General features: G+C 70.7%; 16 protein-coding genes. 14 read left to right on the forward strand and 2 right to left on the reverse strand.

Going from position 1 to position 16,083, the window contains the following annotated elements:
* Positions 1-66: 66 nt before the first annotated feature.
* From DFR41_RS04185 to DFR41_RS04250, 14 genes are all read left to right on the forward strand, one after another.
* Entirely contained in the window at positions 67-915 is an 849-nt protein-coding gene (locus tag DFR41_RS04185; protein WP_114801790.1) for an ABC transporter ATP-binding protein, read from the forward strand.
* Positions 899-1,624 carry an ABC transporter ATP-binding protein gene (locus DFR41_RS04190; protein WP_114801791.1) on the forward strand — a complete coding sequence of 242 codons (726 nt, stop codon included), beginning with the start codon at positions 899-901 and terminating at the stop codon, positions 1,622-1,624. Before DFR41_RS04185 ends, DFR41_RS04190 begins: the two co-directional genes overlap by 17 nt.
* A gap of 7 nt (positions 1,625-1,631) precedes the next feature.
* A complete protein-coding gene (locus DFR41_RS04195; protein ID WP_114801792.1) occupies positions 1,632-2,504 on the forward strand; it encodes a branched-chain amino acid ABC transporter permease in 873 nt (290 codons plus the stop codon).
* 5 nt (positions 2,505-2,509) lie between these two features.
* Positions 2,510-3,517, forward strand: coding sequence for a branched-chain amino acid ABC transporter permease (locus tag DFR41_RS04200; RefSeq protein ID WP_114801793.1), 1,008 nt, complete (start codon positions 2,510-2,512; stop codon positions 3,515-3,517).
* Positions 3,518-3,557: 40 nt separating this feature from the next.
* Positions 3,558-4,382 (forward strand): enoyl-CoA hydratase-related protein, encoded by an 825-nt coding sequence (locus tag DFR41_RS04205; protein ID WP_114801794.1) that lies wholly within the window; start codon positions 3,558-3,560, stop codon positions 4,380-4,382.
* Between the two features lie 131 nt (positions 4,383-4,513).
* Positions 4,514-5,728 (forward strand): ABC transporter substrate-binding protein, encoded by a 1,215-nt coding sequence (locus tag DFR41_RS04210; RefSeq protein WP_114801795.1) that lies wholly within the window; start codon positions 4,514-4,516, stop codon positions 5,726-5,728.
* Between the two features lie 39 nt (positions 5,729-5,767).
* On the forward strand, positions 5,768-7,417 hold the full coding sequence (locus DFR41_RS04215; protein ID WP_114801796.1) for a long-chain-fatty-acid--CoA ligase: 1,650 nt from the start codon (positions 5,768-5,770) through the stop codon (positions 7,415-7,417).
* Complete coding sequence (locus DFR41_RS04220; protein ID WP_147284315.1) at positions 7,414-8,328, forward strand: thioesterase family protein; 915 nt, start codon at positions 7,414-7,416, stop codon at positions 8,326-8,328. Before DFR41_RS04215 ends, DFR41_RS04220 begins: the two co-directional genes overlap by 4 nt.
* 122 nt (positions 8,329-8,450) lie before the next feature.
* The gene (locus DFR41_RS04225) at positions 8,451-9,533 is read left to right on the forward strand and encodes a CaiB/BaiF CoA transferase family protein (RefSeq protein ID WP_114801798.1); all 1,083 of its coding nucleotides are present in this window, start codon (positions 8,451-8,453) and stop codon (positions 9,531-9,533) included.
* A 20-nt stretch (positions 9,534-9,553) separates the two neighbouring features.
* Positions 9,554-11,116: an acyl-CoA synthetase gene (locus DFR41_RS04230; protein ID WP_114801799.1), complete on the forward strand. Its 1,563-nt coding sequence runs from the start codon at positions 9,554-9,556 to the stop codon at positions 11,114-11,116.
* Between the two features lie 49 nt (positions 11,117-11,165).
* On the forward strand, positions 11,166-12,347 hold the full coding sequence (locus DFR41_RS04235) for an acyl-CoA dehydrogenase family protein (protein WP_114801800.1): 1,182 nt from the start codon (positions 11,166-11,168) through the stop codon (positions 12,345-12,347).
* Positions 12,347-13,168, forward strand: coding sequence for an enoyl-CoA hydratase/isomerase family protein (locus DFR41_RS04240; protein ID WP_017760104.1), 822 nt, complete (start codon positions 12,347-12,349; stop codon positions 13,166-13,168). Before DFR41_RS04235 ends, DFR41_RS04240 begins: the two co-directional genes overlap by 1 nt.
* Positions 13,165-14,055, forward strand: coding sequence for an SDR family oxidoreductase (locus DFR41_RS04245; protein WP_114801801.1), 891 nt, complete (start codon positions 13,165-13,167; stop codon positions 14,053-14,055). The genes DFR41_RS04240 and DFR41_RS04245 overlap by 4 nt, the downstream gene beginning before the upstream one ends.
* Before the next feature lie 38 nt (positions 14,056-14,093).
* On the forward strand, positions 14,094-14,900 hold the full coding sequence (locus DFR41_RS04250) for a crotonase/enoyl-CoA hydratase family protein (protein WP_114801802.1): 807 nt from the start codon (positions 14,094-14,096) through the stop codon (positions 14,898-14,900).
* Positions 14,901-14,962: 62 nt separating this feature from the next.
* Here DFR41_RS04250 and DFR41_RS27635 read toward each other — a convergent pair whose 3' ends face one another.
* On the reverse strand, positions 14,963-15,166 hold the full coding sequence (locus DFR41_RS27635; RefSeq protein WP_017760188.1) for a hypothetical protein: 204 nt from the start codon (positions 15,164-15,166) through the stop codon (positions 14,963-14,965).
* A gap of 47 nt (positions 15,167-15,213) precedes the next feature.
* Positions 15,214-16,041 (reverse strand): metallophosphoesterase, encoded by an 828-nt coding sequence (locus tag DFR41_RS04260; RefSeq protein ID WP_114801804.1) that lies wholly within the window; start codon positions 16,039-16,041, stop codon positions 15,214-15,216.
* Positions 16,042-16,083: the final 42 nt, after the last annotated feature.

A 16,083-nucleotide genomic window follows, 5' to 3' on the forward strand; every position in this document is an offset into this window, starting at 1 on the left:
TGTCGAAGCCCGGGCGCGGACCGGCGCGCGCCGGCCCTTCCATCACAACACCAGGGCAGGACTTCCATGACCCAGGACTTCGGAGACAGACATGCCGCCACCGCCACGCCCCTGCTGCGCATCGAGGGGCTGTCGGTGCGCTTCGGCGGCATCGTGGCGCTGGACGGCGTCGGCTTCGACGTGGCCGCCGGCCAGGTCTGCGGCCTGATCGGGCCCAACGGCGCGGGCAAGAGCACGCTGTTCAACTGCCTTTCGCGGCTGTACGGCTGGCAGGCCGGGCGCATCGCGTTCGCCGGCCGCGCGCTGGCCACGCTGCCGCGCCACCGCATGGCGGCGCTGGGCATCGGCCGCACCTTCCAGAACCTGGCGCTCTTCGCCAGCATGACGGTGCGCGAGAACGTGCGCGTGGGCACGCACACCCACCAGCATGCGGGCTTCCTGCGCGATGCGCTGCGCCTGCCCGGCGCACGCCGGCTGGAGGACGAGGCCGAGGCCCGCACCGAGGAATTCATTGCCCTGCTCGACCTGGGTGCCGTGGCCGACCGCCGCGTCGCCGACCTGCCCTTCGGCACCCAGAAGCGGGTGGAGCTGGCACGCGCGCTGGCGGCGCGCCCCCGGCTGCTGCTGCTGGACGAGCCTGCCTGCGGCCTCAACCACGAGGAGCTGGAGGGCCTGGGCGACCTGATCCTCGCGCTGCGTGCGCGGCTGGGCCTGACGGTGCTGCTGGTGGAGCACCACATGGGCCTGGTCATGCGGGTGAGCGACAAGGTGGTCGCGCTTAACTTCGGTCGCAAGATCGCCGAGGGCACGCCCGAGGCCGTGCGCCGCCATCCCGAGGTGATCCGCGCCTACCTGGGCGACGACGGCGCCGCCGAGCCGGCCCTGGAGGTGCGCCAGCATGCCCGCGCTGCTTGAACTGCGCGGCGTGCACGCCGCCTACGGGCCCACCGCCGTGCTGCACGGCATCGACCTGGACGTGCCCGAAGGCCGCGTCACGGCGCTGCTGGGTGCCAACGGCGCGGGCAAGACCACGCTGCTGCGCGCCATCTGCCGGCACATGGTGTCGGTGCGCGGCGAGGTGCGGCTGGCCGGCGAGCGCATCGACGGCCGCAGCACCGAGCAGATCGCCCGCCTGGGCGTGGGCCATGTGCCCGACGGGCGCGGCACCTTCGCGCACCTCACGGCCGAGGAGAACCTGCGCCTGGGCGCCCAGGCCCGGCCGCGACATCCGGGCCGCGCGGCCATGGCCGAGGCGCTGGAACGCATCTATGCCTACTTCCCCAGGCTGAAGGAGCGGCGCGCGCAGCAGGCCGGCACCCTCTCCGGCGGCGAGCAGCAGATGCTGGCCATCGGCCGCGCCCTGATGGGCGAGCCGCGCCTGCTGCTGCTGGACGAGCCCTCCTTCGGCCTGGCCCCGCTGGTGGTGCGCGACATCTTCGCCATCATGCGGCGCATCAACCAGGAGCAGCGCATGGCCATCCTGCTGGTCGAGCAGAACGCGCGCCTGGCGCTGGAACTGGCCGACACCGCCTACCTGCTGGAGACGGGCCGCATCGTGCTGCACGGCGCCAGCGAGGACGTGGGCCGCAACGATGCGGTGCGCCGCGCCTACCTGGGAGGTTGAGTACACCATGGACGCATTCCTGCACCAGCTCTTCGCCGGCCTGGCCACGGGCGGCATCTACGCCACCGTCGCGCTGGCGCTGGTGATGATCTACCAGGCCACGCACCACATCAATTTCGCCCAGGGCGAGATGGCGATGTTCTCCACCTTCATCGCCTGGTCGCTGATGCAGGCGGGGCTGCCGTACTGGGCGGCCTTCTTCGCCACCGTGGCACTGTCCTTCGTGATGGGCGCGGCGGTGGAATTCGCCATCATCCGGCCGATGCACAAGGCCACCGACCTGGCGCAGGTGGTGGTCTTCATCGGGCTGCTGGTGGTCTTCCACAGCCTGGCGGGCTGGCTCTTCGGCTACACGATCAAGGAATTTCCGAGCCCCTTTCCCAAGGACGCCTGGTACGCCAGCGCACTGATGTCCGCGCACGAGGTGGGCGCCATCGCCGTGGCGCTGGCCATCGTGGCGTTGCTCTTCGGCTTCTTCCGCCTCACGCCGCTGGGCCTGGCCATGCGGGCCGCGGCGCAGAACCCGGCCTCGTCGCGGCTGGTGGGCATCTCGGTGGGTCGCATGCTGATGCTGGGCTGGGGCCTGGCCGGCGCCATCGGCGCGGTGGCCGGGATGATGGTGGCGCCGGTGGTCTTCCTCGATCCGCACATGATGACCGGCGTGCTGCTTTATGCCTTCGCCGGCGCGCTGCTGGGCGGCATCGACAACCCGGTGGGGGCGGTGGTCGGCGGCTTCCTGGTGGGCGTGCTGGAAAACCTGATGGGCAGCTACGTGGTGGGCACCGAGCTCAAGCTCTCGGTGGCGCTGGTGCTGATCGTGGGCGTGCTCATCGTGCGGCCGGCCGGCCTCATGGGCCGGCGCATCGTCAAGAGGGTCTGAACGTCATGTCCACCTTGCTCAGCTCCGATGCCATGCCGCTGAAGGCAGCGCCCGCGAGGCGGCGGCTCTCGCCCTCATCTGTCTTCGCAGTGGCGTTGATCGTGGCCGGCGTGGCTCTGGCCTTCATCGCGCAGGGCTACCAGCTCTTCCAGGCCACCATGGTGCTGGCCTATGCGGTGGCGCTGGTGGGGCTGAACATCCTCACCGGCTACAACGGCCAGATCTCGCTGGGCCATGGCGCCTTCTACGCCATCGGCGCCTATGCGGCCGGCATCCTCATGGACCGCGGCGGCGTGCCCTACTGGCTCGCAGTGCCGGCTGCGGGCGCCGTGAGCCTGGGGGTGGGCTACCTCTTCGGCCGGCCGGCGCTCAAGCTCGAAGGCCTGTATCTGGCGCTGGCCACCTTTGCGCTGGGCGTGGCCATGCCGCAACTGCTCAAGTACAAGCACCTGGAGGCCTGGACCGGTGGCGTGGGCGGCATCGTGCTGACCAAGCCGGAGGCGCCATGGGGCCTGCCGCTGGATGCCGACCAGTGGTTCTACCTCTATGCGCTGGCGGTGGCGGTGCTGCTGTTCTGGGGCGCGCGCAACCTGATCGACAGCGGCAGCGGCCTGGCGCTGCGGGCCATCCGCGACCACGGCATGGCGGCCGAGGCCATGGGCGTGAACAACGCGCATGCCAAGTCCATGGCCTTTGCCGTCTCCGCCGGCTACACCGGCGTGGGCGGCGCGCTGGCGGCCATCGCGGTGCAGTTCGTGGCGCCGGATTCCTTCACCTTCTTCCTCTCCATCTCGCTGCTGGTGGGCATCGTGGTGGGCGGCGTGGGCACGCTGTGGGGGGCGCTGTTCGGCGCCCTGTTCATCCTCTTCGTGCCGGGGCTGGCCGAGCAGGTGTCCAAGTCCGCACCCTGGGCCGTGTACGGCGTGGTGCTGATCCTCTTCATGTTCGTGATGCCCGGCGGGGTGATGGGGCTGCTGCACCGGCTGCGGACCCGGCTCGCGCGCCGGCGCTGAGCCCTCTTTGCCTCGACCTTCAACGCCCAAGGAAAGCCGCATGACCGCCGACACCGACACCGTGCTCCGACTGCACCGCCACGACGAGGTGGCCGTGCTCACGCTGTGCAACACCGCCCGCCTCAATCCGCTGGGCATCGGCCTGCAGCAGCAGCTGCGCGCGCGGCTGGCCGAACTGGCCGCCGATACCGGCGTGCGCGCCCTGGTGCTCACCGGCGAAGGCAAGGGCTTCTGCGTGGGCGCCGATCTGCAATCCATGGGCGGCGTGCCGGCCGACGATGGGCGCACGCTGGGCGCGCACACGGCGGACACCATGCATGCGCTCTCCAACCGGCTCATCCTCGACCTGCAGGCCCTGCCCATGCCCGTGGTCTGCGCCGTCAACGGCGCGGCGGCGGGCGCCGGTGCCGGCCTGGCGCTGGCGGGCGACTTCACGCTCATGGCCCGCTCGGCCTACTTCTTCCTGCCCTTCCTGCCGCGGCTGGGCATCGTGCCCGACCTGGGCACCACCTGGTTCATCGAACGCCGGCTGGGCCGCGCACGGGCCATGGGCCTGGCGCTGCTGGGCGAGCGCCTGTCGGCCCAGCAGGCGCTGGACTGGGGCTTGGTGTGGGGGTGCGCGGACGATGCCGTGCTGCAGGACGAGGCGCTCGCCCTCGCCCGCCGCCTGGCGCGCCTGCCCGCCCATGCCGCGATGGAGGCGCGCCGCGCATTGGACGCCGCCGCCACCGGCAGCCTGGCCGACCAGTTGCATTACGAGGCCGAGCGCCAGCGCGAGCTGATCGACGGTGCCGCCTTCGCGGAGGGCGTGCGCGCCTTCGTGCAGAAGCGCGAGCCCGTGTTCCCGCCCCGCAGCGCAGGCTGATTCCCCATGCGCCCGCCCAATCGTCGGAACCGACGATGGGCATCGGCAGAGGCGATTCCTACCATCGCCTCGCGACCCCACACCAAGGCCCACACCACACAGAACGGGCCGACGACAACCAGGAGACAACCATGCGCCTTTCCATCGCACGCGGCCTGGGGGCCGCGCTCGCCACCTTCTCGCTGCTGGCCCTGGCGCCTGCCGCGCAGGCCCAGAAGAAGTACGACACCGGGGCCAGCGACACCGAGATCAAGGTCGGCAACTTCGTGCCCTACTCCGGCCCGGCCTCGGCCTACGGCACCATCGGCAAGACCCATGCGGCCTACTTCGCCAAGCTCAATGCCGAGGGCGGCATCAACGGCCGCAAGATCACCTACCTGTCGGCCGACGATGCCTACAACCCGGCGCAGAGCGTGGAGCAGACCCGCAAGCTGGTCGAGCGCGACGGCGTGCTGCTGATGTTCGGCGCGCTGGGCACCTCGCACAACCAGGCCGTGCAGCGCTACATGAACCAGCGCAAGGTGCCGCAGCTGTTCGTCTCCACCGGCGCCACGCGCTGGGGCGACCCCAAGACCTTCCCGTGGACCATGGGCTGGCAGCCCACCTACCAGCTCGAAGGCGCGCTCTTCGCGCGCCACATCATGGCCAACCGGCCCAATGCCAAGGTCGGCATCCTGATGCAGAACGACGACTTCGGAAAGGACTACCTCAAGGGCGTGATGGACGGCTTCGGCGACAAGGCCAAGCAGTTCGTCGTGAGCCAGCAGACCTACGAGGTGACCGACCCGACGGTGGACAGCCAGATGGTCGCGCTCAAGGGCTCGGGCGCCGACACCTTCATCAACATCACCACGCCCAAGTTCGCGGCCCAGTCCATCCGCAAGGCCGCCGACATCGGCTGGAAGCCGGCCCACTACCTGGTGAGCGTGTCGCTGTCGATCAGCTCGGTCATCAAGCCGGCCGGTGCCGACAACGCGCAGGGCATCATCACCGCCACCTACCTGCGCGAGCCCTCGGACCCGGGCAACCAGGGCACGCGCGAGCTGGCCGACTACCTGGCCTTCATGAAGCAGTACTACCCGGCGGGCGACCCGAACGACTCGCTCAACGTCATCGGCTACTCGCAGGCCCAGACGCTGGCCGAGGTGCTGCGCCGCTGCGGCGACGACCTGACCCGCGCCAACGTCATGAAGCAGGCCGCGAGCCTGAAGATGGCGCTGCCCATGCTCTACCCGGGCATCACGCTCAGCACGGGTGCCGACGACTTCTTCCCCATCAAGAAGATGCAGCCGGTGCGCTTCGATGGCACGCGCTACGTGCCCTTCGGCGAGCTGCTCGGCAGCTGAGCCGCCACCGCACCGCAACCGCATCCAGGAGACACCCCCATGTCCGAACCCCTCTTCGGCCTGATGCAGGACCGCCCGCTGCTGATCTCTTCGCTCATCGAGCATGCGGCGCGCTTCCATCCGCGCACCGAGATCGTCTCGCGCCTGCCCGAGGGCGGCACGCACCGCACCGACTGGCTGGGCGTGCGCAATGCCGCCTGCCGCATCGCCAATGCGCTGCAGTCGCTGGGCATCCAGCGCGGCGAGCGTGTCGCCACGCTGGCCTGGAACAGCTGGCGCCACCTGGCGCTGTACTTCGGCGTCTCGGGCACAGGCGCCGTGCTGCACACCGTCAACCCGCGGCTCTTTCCGGAGCAGATCGAGTACATCGCCAACCATGCCGAAGACCGCGTGCTGTTCTTCGACGTGACCTTCGCGCCGCTGGTGCAGAAGCTGGCACCGAAGCTCAAGACGGTGAAGACCTACGTCTGCATGAGCTCGCGCGAGCACATGCCGGCGCTGGATCTGCCCGACCTGCGCTGCTGGGACGAGCTGCTCGCCGCCCAGAGCGAGCAGTACGACTGGCCCGACTTCGACGAGCGCACCGCCTCTTCGCTCTGCTACACGTCCGGCACCACCGGCAATCCCAAGGGTGTGCTCTATTCGCACCGCTCGACCATGCTGCACACGCTGATGGAGCTGGCGCCCGACACCTTCGGCATCAGCTCGCGCGAGACGGTGATGCTGATCGTGCCCATGTTCCATGCCAACGGCTGGGGCACGCCCTATGCGGCGGCCATGGTGGGCACGCGGCTGGTGTTTCCGGGGCCGCACATGGACGGCGAGAGCGTCTACACGCTGATGAAGGACGAGCGGGTCACCTTCTCGCAGGGCGTGCCCACGGTGTGGCTGATGCTCTTCCAGTACCTGGACGCGCACCCCGAGATCGACCCGCGCGCGCTGGGCGTCAAGATGATCGGCATCGGCGGTGCCGCCGTGCCGCGCGCCATGCTGGAGCGCTTCGAGAAGCAGTTCGGCGCCCAGGTGGTTCAGGGCTGGGGCATGACCGAGACCAGCCCCATCGGCGTCATCAGCAAGCTGCTGCCCAAGCATGACAGCATGGCCGAGGACGAACTGGTCAAGGTCAAGCTCAAGCAGGGCCGCGGCGTGTGGGGCGTGGACCTCAAGCTGGTCGACGACATGGGCGAGGTGCAGCCCTGGGACGGCCAGTCGCGCGGCCACCTGCGCGTGCGGGGCCCGTGGATCGCCTCGGGCTATTTCAAGGGCGAGGGCGGATCGCCGATGGACGACGAGGGCTACTTCAGCACCGGCGACGTGGCCACCATCGACACCGACGGCTACCTGCAGCTGGTGGACCGGGCCAAGGACGTGATCAAGTCCGGCGGCGAGTGGATCTCGTCCATCGACGTCGAGAACGCGGCCATGGGCCATCCGGGCGTGGCCGAGGCGGCCATCATCGGCGTGGCCCATCCCAAGTGGCAGGAGCGCCCGCTGCTGCTGGTGGTGCCGCGCGCGGGCCATCAGCCCACCAAGGAATCGGTGCTCGACTTCCTGGCCAGCCGCATCGCCAAGTGGTGGCTGCCCGATGACGTGATCGTGGTGCCCGAGTTGCCCCACACGGCCACGGGCAAGCTGCTCAAGACGCGGCTGCGCGAGCAGTACCGCGACTACCGGCTGCCCACGGCATGAGCGGTGTTGCCGCCCCTCCTCACGAAGCCATGCGCCGCCAGGGCTGGCGCCAAGCGCGCGAGGCCTACGGCTGGCATACGACCCTGGCGCCGAGGCATGCCGACCTGGACCTGCTGCGGCACCTGAACAATGCCGCGGTGATCGGCCTGCACATCGAGGCGCGCGTCCGCTGGCTCGATGCGGTGCTGCTGCAGCCCGCGGGCGATGGTCTGCGCCTGCGACCCGCCGGGCTGTGGACGGACTTCCTGGCCGAGGGCACCTATCCCGAGGCGCTGGAGGCTGGCGTGGCGCTGCTGTGTGTCGATGCCGAGGCGGCCCACATCGCCACGGCCCTCTTCCAGCAGGGCCGCTGCATCGGCCTGCAGCACACCGAGCTGGCGGCCTGGCAGGACGGCGAGCGCGTGCCGCTGCCCGCGGCGCTCGTGCAGCAGCTGCGCCTGCACGAACAGCCGCGCCCCTTGCCCGCGGAGGTGCATGCGGCCTTCGGTGCGCCCGCCACCCAGGCCATCGAGGAGCTGCTGGCCACCCGGTACGCCGATGTCGACGCCGAAGGACTGCTGTCGGATGTGGCACTGGCCCGCTACCTGGAGCACGGCCGCTCCCGCTGGTGGCTGGATGGCGGCGCCGATCCCAGCCGGCTGCCGCTCACGGGCGGCGTCGATGTGATGGTGGCCCACATTGCCCTGCGCATGCACCGCGCCACCCCCGTGCCGGTCACCTGGCGCCTGCGTACCGGCGTGCAGGCGCTCGGCCGCAGTTCGGTGGTGCTGCGCTGCCGGCTGTTCGATGGCGCAGCGCTACAGGCCGACAGCGAGGCCGTGCTGGTGGCCATCGACCCGGCCACGCACCGGCCGGCGCCGCTGCCCGAGGCGGTGCGCGAACGTTGGTCCGCATTGCTGCCGGTCGCCTGAAGCGCGACGCGGCACTTTCGTCCGTTCCGACGATTCCGGGCCCGGCGCCGGCTGCGCCATGATCGGGGCAGGGACCGGCGACAAGGCCGGCCCGCGCCATGCACACACAAGGAGACAACGCGATGGCAGGTCCGCTCCACGGCGTCCGGGTGGTCGAGTTCGCCGGCCTGGGCCCCGGCCCCTTCTGCGCCATGCTGCTGGCCGACCTGGGCGCGGAGGTGCTGCGCATCGTCCGACCCGGCGTCGCGCCCGACCCGCAGGACATCACCACCCGCAGCCGCCGGCAGGTGGCCATCGATCTGCGCGGCCCCGACGGCCAGGCGGCGGCGCTGGCACTGATCGACAAGGCCGATCTGCTGGTGGAGGGCTTCCGCCCCGGGGTGATGGAACGCCTGGGCCTGGGCCCCGACGACTGCCTGGCCCGCAACCCGCGGCTGGTCTACGGCCGCATGACCGGCTGGGGCCAGCACGGTCCGCTGGCCAAGGCGGCCGGGCACGACATCAACTACATCGCGATCAGCGGCGCCCTGCATGCCATCGGCCGCGCGGGCGAGGCGCCGGTGCCGCCGCTCAACTACGTGGGCGACTTCGGCGGCGGCGGCATGCTGCTGGCCGTGGGCCTGCTGGCCGCCCTGCACGAGGCGGGCCGCAGCGGCCGTGGCCAGGTCATCGATGCGGCCATGACCGACGGCACGGCGCTGCTGTCGGCCTTCATGTACGGCTTCAAGGCCAAGGGCCAGTGGAGCAACCAGCGCGGCGAGAACATGCTGGACGGCGGGGCCCACTTCTACGACACCTATGCCTGCGCCGACGGCAAGTACGTGGCCATCGGCGCCATCGAGCCGCAGTTCTATGCCGAGCTGCGCGAGCGCTGCGGCATCCACGATCCCCTCTTCGACGGCCAGATGGACCCGGCCCGCTGGCCGCTGCTCAAGCTGCGGCTGGCCGACGTGTTCCGCACCCGCACGCGCGACGAATGGTGCGCCCTGCTCGAAGGCACCGACGCCTGCTTCGCGCCTGTGCTGGACTGGGACGAGGCGCCGCAGCATGCGCACAACCGCGCGCGCGGCACCTTCACCGAGGTCGATGGCGTGGTGCAGCCGGCGCCGGCGCCGCGCTTCTCGCGCAGCACGCCGACGGAGCCCATGGCCCCGCAGGCCGCCAGCCTGGACGAGGTGCTGGCCGCCTGGGGCGCGAAGGTCTGACGGCCGCGGAGCGCACGGCCATGACGATGTCCCTCACCCAATCCATCCACAAGGGCAGGCGCGAGAAGGCGGACGAGACCGCAGCGATCTGCGGCGACGAACGTCGCAGCTGGGCCGAGCTCGCCGGCCGCATCGAGCGCCTGGCCGGCGCCCTGGCCGCGCTGGCCGTGGCGCCGGGCGACCGCGTGGGCATGATGGCCCTCAACTCGGTGCGCTACCTGGAGTACTTCTACGGCTGCTGGTGGACGGGCGCCGTGGTCAACCCGGTCAACATCCGCTGGAATCCGCACGAGGTCGCGTACTCGCTGGACGACTGCGACACCCGCGTGCTGATCGTGGACGATGCCTTCGCCCCGCTGGTGCCGCAGTTGCGACAGCTGTCGCGCAGCCTGCGCACGGTGATCTTCTGCGGCCGCGGCACGCCGCCCGAGGGCGCGCTGGGCTACGAAGCCCTGCTGGCCGAGGCCGCACCTCGCGACGACCTGCGGCGCGGCGGCACCGATCTGGCCGCCGTCATGTACACCGGCGGCACCACGGGCCGGCCCAAGGGCGTGATGCTGGGTCATGACAACCTGTACATCAATGCCCTGTCGAACGCGAGCGCGGTGCCGCGCGTGGGCGTGCAGGTGGGGCTGGTCGTCTCCCCCATGTTTCATGTGGCGGGCTGCGGGCTGTCGCTGCTGATGGCGCAGCGGCTGGTGCCGCAGGTCATCGTGCCGGTTTTCGACGAGGTGGCCATCATGGCGGCGGTGCAGGCGCACCGGGCCAACGAGATGTTCCTGGTGCCCACCATGATCAAGCGGCTGATCGAGCATCCGCGCTTCGCCGAGTTCGACCTCTCCAGCCTCCGGTTGATGCTCTACGGCGCCGCGCCCATCGACGCGACGCTGCTGGCGCAGGCCATGGCTGCCCTGCCCGGCGCCGACTTCGCCCAGGCCTACGGCATGACCGAGCTGGCGCCCACCGTGGTCACCCTCGGCCCCGAGGAGCACCGTCCCGGCCCGCAGCGCGAGCGCCTGCTGCGCGCCGCCGGCCGGCCGGTGCCCATCGCCGAGGTGCGCATCGTCGACGGCGAAGGCCGTGAGCTGCCGCCCGGCGAGGTGGGCGAGATCACCGCGCGCGGTCCCATGGTGATGCAGGGCTACTGGAACAAGCCGGCCGAGACGGCCGCGGCGCTGCGGGACGGCTGGATGCACACCGGCGACATGGGCCGGCTCGATGCCGACGGCTACCTCTTCGTGGTCGACCGGCTCAAGGACATGATCGTCAGCGGCGGCGAGAACGTGTATTCGGCCGAGGTGGAAAACGCCATCGCCCAGCTGCCGCAGGTGTCGATGTGCGCCGTCATCGGCGTGCCCGACGAGCGCTGGGGCGAGCGGGTGCATGCGGTGCTGGTGCTGCGTGCGGGCCAGTCGCTGGACGAGGCGGCGGTCATCACCCACTGCCGCGCGCACATCGCCGGCTACAAGTGCCCGCGCTCGGTGGAGTTCCGCGCCGCGCTGCCGCTGTCGGCCGCCGGCAAGTTGCAGAAGTTCGAGCTGCGCAAGCCCTTCTGGGAAGGTCGCAGCCGCAACGTCAATTGACCGATCGCGCAGCCCGGCGCGGCCGGCTGCGCCCGACAAGGAGACAGACATGCCACTGAACCTGACCCGCTCCTGGAGCAACGAAGAGCTGGAGGCGCTGCGCGACACCGCCGTGCGCTTCATCGAATCCGAGATGCAGCCGCACGACGAGGCCGCCCGCAAGCGCGGCCACGTCGGCCACGCGCTCTGGCGCCGCGCCGGCGAGTTGGGCCTGCTGTGCACCGACATCCCCGAGGAGTACGGCGGCGGTGGCGGCGACTTCCGGCACGAGGCGGTGATCTACGAGGAGATGGCGCGCCGCGGCCTTTCCGGCATGAGCAACTCGGTGCACGCCATCGTGGCGCACTACTTCCTCAATCACGGCACCGAGGCGCAGAAGCGCAAGTACCTGCCGCGCATGGCCCGCGGCGAGCTGATCGGCGCCATCGCCATGACCGAGCCCGGTGCCGGCTCTGACCTGCAGGGCATCCGCACCCGGGCCGAGCGGCAGGGCGACCACTACGTGCTCAATGGCAGCAAGACCTTCATCACCAACGGCTTCCTGGCCGGCGTGATCCTGGTCGTCTGCAAGACCGACCCCACGCAGGGTGCGCGCGGCACCTCGATCCTGATCGTGGAGACCGATGCGGCACCGGCCGGCGACGACGCGCCGGGCATGCAGCGCGAAGGCTTCCGCGTGGGCCGCGTGCTCGACAAGATGGGCATGAAGGCGCAGGACACCTCCGAACTCTTCTTCGACAACGTGGTGGTGCCCGCCGATGGCCTGCTCGGCGGCCAGGAGGGCCAGGGCTTCTACCAGCTGATGGGCGACCTGCCCTACGAGCGGCTGATCATCGGCGTCAGCGCCGTGGCCTGCATGGAAGGTGCCTATGCCGCCACGCTGGACTATGTGCGCGAGCGCAAGGCCTTCGGCAAGCCCATCGCCGAGATGCAGAACACCAAGTTCAAGCTGGCCGAGGTGGCCACGCAGATCATGGTGGGCCGTGCCTTCATGGACCGCTGCGTGGAACGGATCGTGGCCGGCGAGCTGGACACGGCCACCGCCTCCATGGCCAAGCTGTGGGGCTCGGAGGCCCAGGGCCGCGTGCTCGACGAGCTGGTGCAGCTGCACGGCGGCTACGGCTTCATGAACGAGTACCTGGTCACGCGCATGTATGCCGACGCGCGGGTGCAGCGCATCTATGGCGGCACCAGCGAGATCATGAAGGAAGTCATCTCGCGGGCGCTGTGATGACGATGCCCGCCGCCGACGATGTGCTGCAGGTGCGCGAGGAAGCCGGCGTCGCCTGGCTCACGCTGCACCGACCCGAACGCCTGAATGCGCTGGACGACACGCTGGTGCTCGCGCTGCGCCAGTACTTCCAGGGCCTGACGCTGCAATCCTCCGCCCGTGTGGTGGTGCTGCGCGGCGCGGGCCGGGCCTTCTGCGCCGGACTGGACCTGCAGGCGCTGGACCTCGACCGTATGCCCGATGCCGCCACCATGCTGCAGCGCCAGCGCGGCATCCGCGACATCATGGTGGCCATGCGGCGCTGCCCGCAGCCCATCGTGAGCCTGGTGCAGGGCGCGGCCAGCGGCGGCGGCTTCGCGCTGGCGCTGGCCTCGGACATCCGGCTGGCCACGCCCGATGCGCGCATGAACGCCGCCTTCATCCGCATCGGGCTGTCGGCCTGCGACGTGGGCGTGAGCTACTTCCTGCCGCGCATGGTCGGCAGTTCGGTGGCCGCCGAATACCTGCTGACCGGCCGCTTCATCGACGCACCGCGTGCGCAGCAACTGGGCCTGGTCAGCCGCGTGGGCCCCATGGACGAGATCGAGGCCGAGGCGCGCAGCCTGTGCGCCGACATGCTGCGCGCCACGCCGCTGGGCCTGGCCCTCACCAAGGACGCGCTGGGTCATGCGGTGGACGCCGCCAGCCTGGAGGCGGCCATGGCCCTCGAAGACCGCAACCAGGTGCTGTGCACTCAGACGCGCGACTTTCAGGAAGGCGTGCGCGCCTTCCTGGAGCGGCGCGAACCGCGCTACGGCGCACCCTCACCCGTGAAGCCATGACCCTCGACGACCTCATGTACAAGCCCGGCCTGCTGGCCGGCGAACGCATCCTCGTGACCGGCGGCGGCACCGGCCTGGGCCGCGTGATGGCCGAGGCCTTCCTGATGCTCGGCGCCGACGTCTACCTCTGCGGCCGGCGCGGCCCGGTGGTGGAGCAGACCGCGCGCGAGCTGATGGCCGCCCACGGTGGCAAGGCGGCCGGCCATGCCTGCGACGTGCGGCAGCCCGAGGCCATCGAGGCCATGCTCGACGCCATCTGGGCCGACGGCGGGCCGCTTACGGGTCTGGTCAACAACGCCGCCGGCAACTTCGTCAGCCGCACCGAGGACCTGTCGATGCGCGCCTTCGACGCCGTGGCCAACATCGTGATGCGTGGCAGCTTCAACATGACGCTGGAATGCGGCAGGCGCTGGCTGGCGGCGGGGCAGCGCGGCAGCGTGCTGTCCATCCTGACCACCTGGGTGTGGAACGGCTCGGCCTTCACCGTGCCCTCGGCCATGGCCAAGTCGGGCGTGCATGCGATGACGCAGTCGCTGGCGGTGGAATGGGGCAACCGCGGCATCCGATGCAATGCCATCGCGCCGGGGCTCTTCCCCACCGAGGGCATGAGCGCGCGCCTCAATCCACAGGGCGGCGAGCACAAGCCCGAGGGCAATCCCATGCAGCGCGCCGGTCGCATGCCCGAGCTGGCCAACCTGGCGGTCTTCCTGATGAGCCGGCAGGCCGAGTACCTCACGGGACAGACGATTGCCATCGATGGCGGGCAATATCAGGCCACCGGCGGCAACTTCGCCAGCCTGGCCGCCTGGGGCGATGAGGACTGGGCGAAGGCGCGCGAGTCCATTGCCTCGCGCAACGCGGCCGACCGCGCCCAGCGCACAGCTTGAGAACCGGCCGCCGGGCTTTGCACAGGAGACTTTTTTCGATGACTTCCCCCACCCGCGTGCGGATCGACATGGACGGCGGCGTGGCCGAGGTGACGCTCGCCCGCCCCGACAAGATGAACGCGCTCGACCCCGCCATGTTCGACGCGCTGCTGGACGCCCTGGCACAGCTGCAGGCCGAGCCCGGCCTGCGCGCCGTGGTGTTGCATGGCGAGGGCCGCGCCTTCTGCGCCGGGCTGGACATGGGCAGCATGGCCGGCATGGCGGGCGGCGAACCCGCCGGTGGCTTCACCGACCTGCTGCCGCGCACCCACGGCATCGCCAACCGCTTCCAGCAGGTCTGCTGGGGCTGGCAGGAACTGCCGGTGCCGGTCATCGCCGCGGTGCACGGCGTGGCCTACGGCGGCGGACTGCAGCTCGCGGCCGGGGCGGACATCCGCTTGGTGGCGGCCGATGCGCGCCTGTCGGTGCTGGAGATCAAGTGGGGCCTGGTGCCCGACATGGCGGGCTGCGCCCTGCTCGCGCCGCTGGTGCGCGGCGACCGGCTGCGCGAGCTGGTCTACACCGGCCGCGTGGTGGGCGGCGCCGAGGCCGCCGAGCTGGGCCTGGCGACGCGGGTCAGCGCCGATCCGCTGACTGAAGCGCGGGCATTGGCGCGCCAGATCGCCACCAGCAGCCCCAGCGCCATCCGTGCTGCCAAGCGGCTGATGCGCCTGACGGCCCACGCCACGCCGGAGGAACTGCTGCTGGCCGAAGCCCGCGAGCAGCAGGCGCTCATCGGCAGCCCGCAGCAGGTGGAAGCGGTGCGCGCGGGAATGGAAAAGCGCCCGGCGAGGTACGAGGACTGATCTCCTTCGCGCTTCGCCGCTTGGAGCGCTTCCGGGTGATCCGCAGGGTGGCGTCCCGCCGCTCAGCGGCCCGACTTGTTTCGCACGCCGCTGACGCCGGCGTCGATGGTGCCGAACACCTCCACCCCGCTGCCGCCGGTGGAGGCCGTGCTGCCACCGCTGGCGGCGCCGCTGCTCGCGCAGCCGGTGCCCAGGACCGCAAGGCCCAGCATCAGGGCCAGGGTGAAGGTGGCGCGCCGGGCGCCAGGGGCGAATCGTGGGGTCATCGGATGCTTCCTTGGATCAGGGTGGCCGGCAGCAGGTGGCGGCCGCTTCATGGTCGACTCCGCGGCTGCGCAGGCAGTTCCACGCAACCCAGCGGCAGGAATCCCGCCTGCTCGCCCTTCTCCTCGTAGCCCCGCGGATTGGCGACCACGCGGCAGCCTGACTTCACGTAGTCGAAGGCGCAATGCAGGTGGCCGTGCATCCAGACGTCGGCCAGCGGCAGCAACTCGTCCAGCGCATTGCAAAAGCCAGCCGTGCCCGGCGCCAGCCCGTAGCGCGGGTCGGCGCTGGCCAGCGAGGGCGCGAAGTGAGTGATGGCTACCGTCACACCATCGAAGGGCTGGGCGAGTGCTTCGCGCAGCCAGTCCTGGCACGCCAGGGCCTGCGCGCGCAGCTCGGCTGCCATGAAGGGCTGGCCGCCGCGTGTGGTGGCGGCCTTGGCCAGGTAGAAATCGGCGGCGCGCATGGCCTTGCCGCGCTTGCGAACGCGGGCGACGGTGTCGTCCTGCGGCGTCGCCAGGGCGTCGAAGTCGGCCCAGAGCGTGGTGCCGACGAAGCGCACGCCCTGGTGCACATGCGTCTCGCGCTCCAGCCAGACGATGCCGAGCGCCTCGCAGTGCTCGCGCAGGCGGGCATGGGTCTCGTCGAAATCCAGGCCGTCGTATTCATGGTTGCCGGGCACGTAGATCACGGGCACCGGCCAGCCCTTCCTGGGTGAGAAGCGGCCGAGGCCGAAGTCGGGGTCTGCGAGCTGCGAGCCACGCTGGTAGGAGCCCACGTCCCCCGCCAGGATCAGCAGTTCCGCCCTTGGCGCGGGTTGGGCGACGAATTCGGGATAGGTCTCGAGGTGCAGGTCCGACAGCAGCTGGATCTTCATGCGCACCAGTGTAGAAATTCACAGCCCATGTCGCGGTCGCGG

The sequence above is a fragment of the Pseudacidovorax intermedius genome, from assembly GCF_003350475.1.
Classification (GTDB): Bacteria; Pseudomonadota; Gammaproteobacteria; order Burkholderiales; family Burkholderiaceae_C; genus Xenophilus; species Xenophilus intermedius.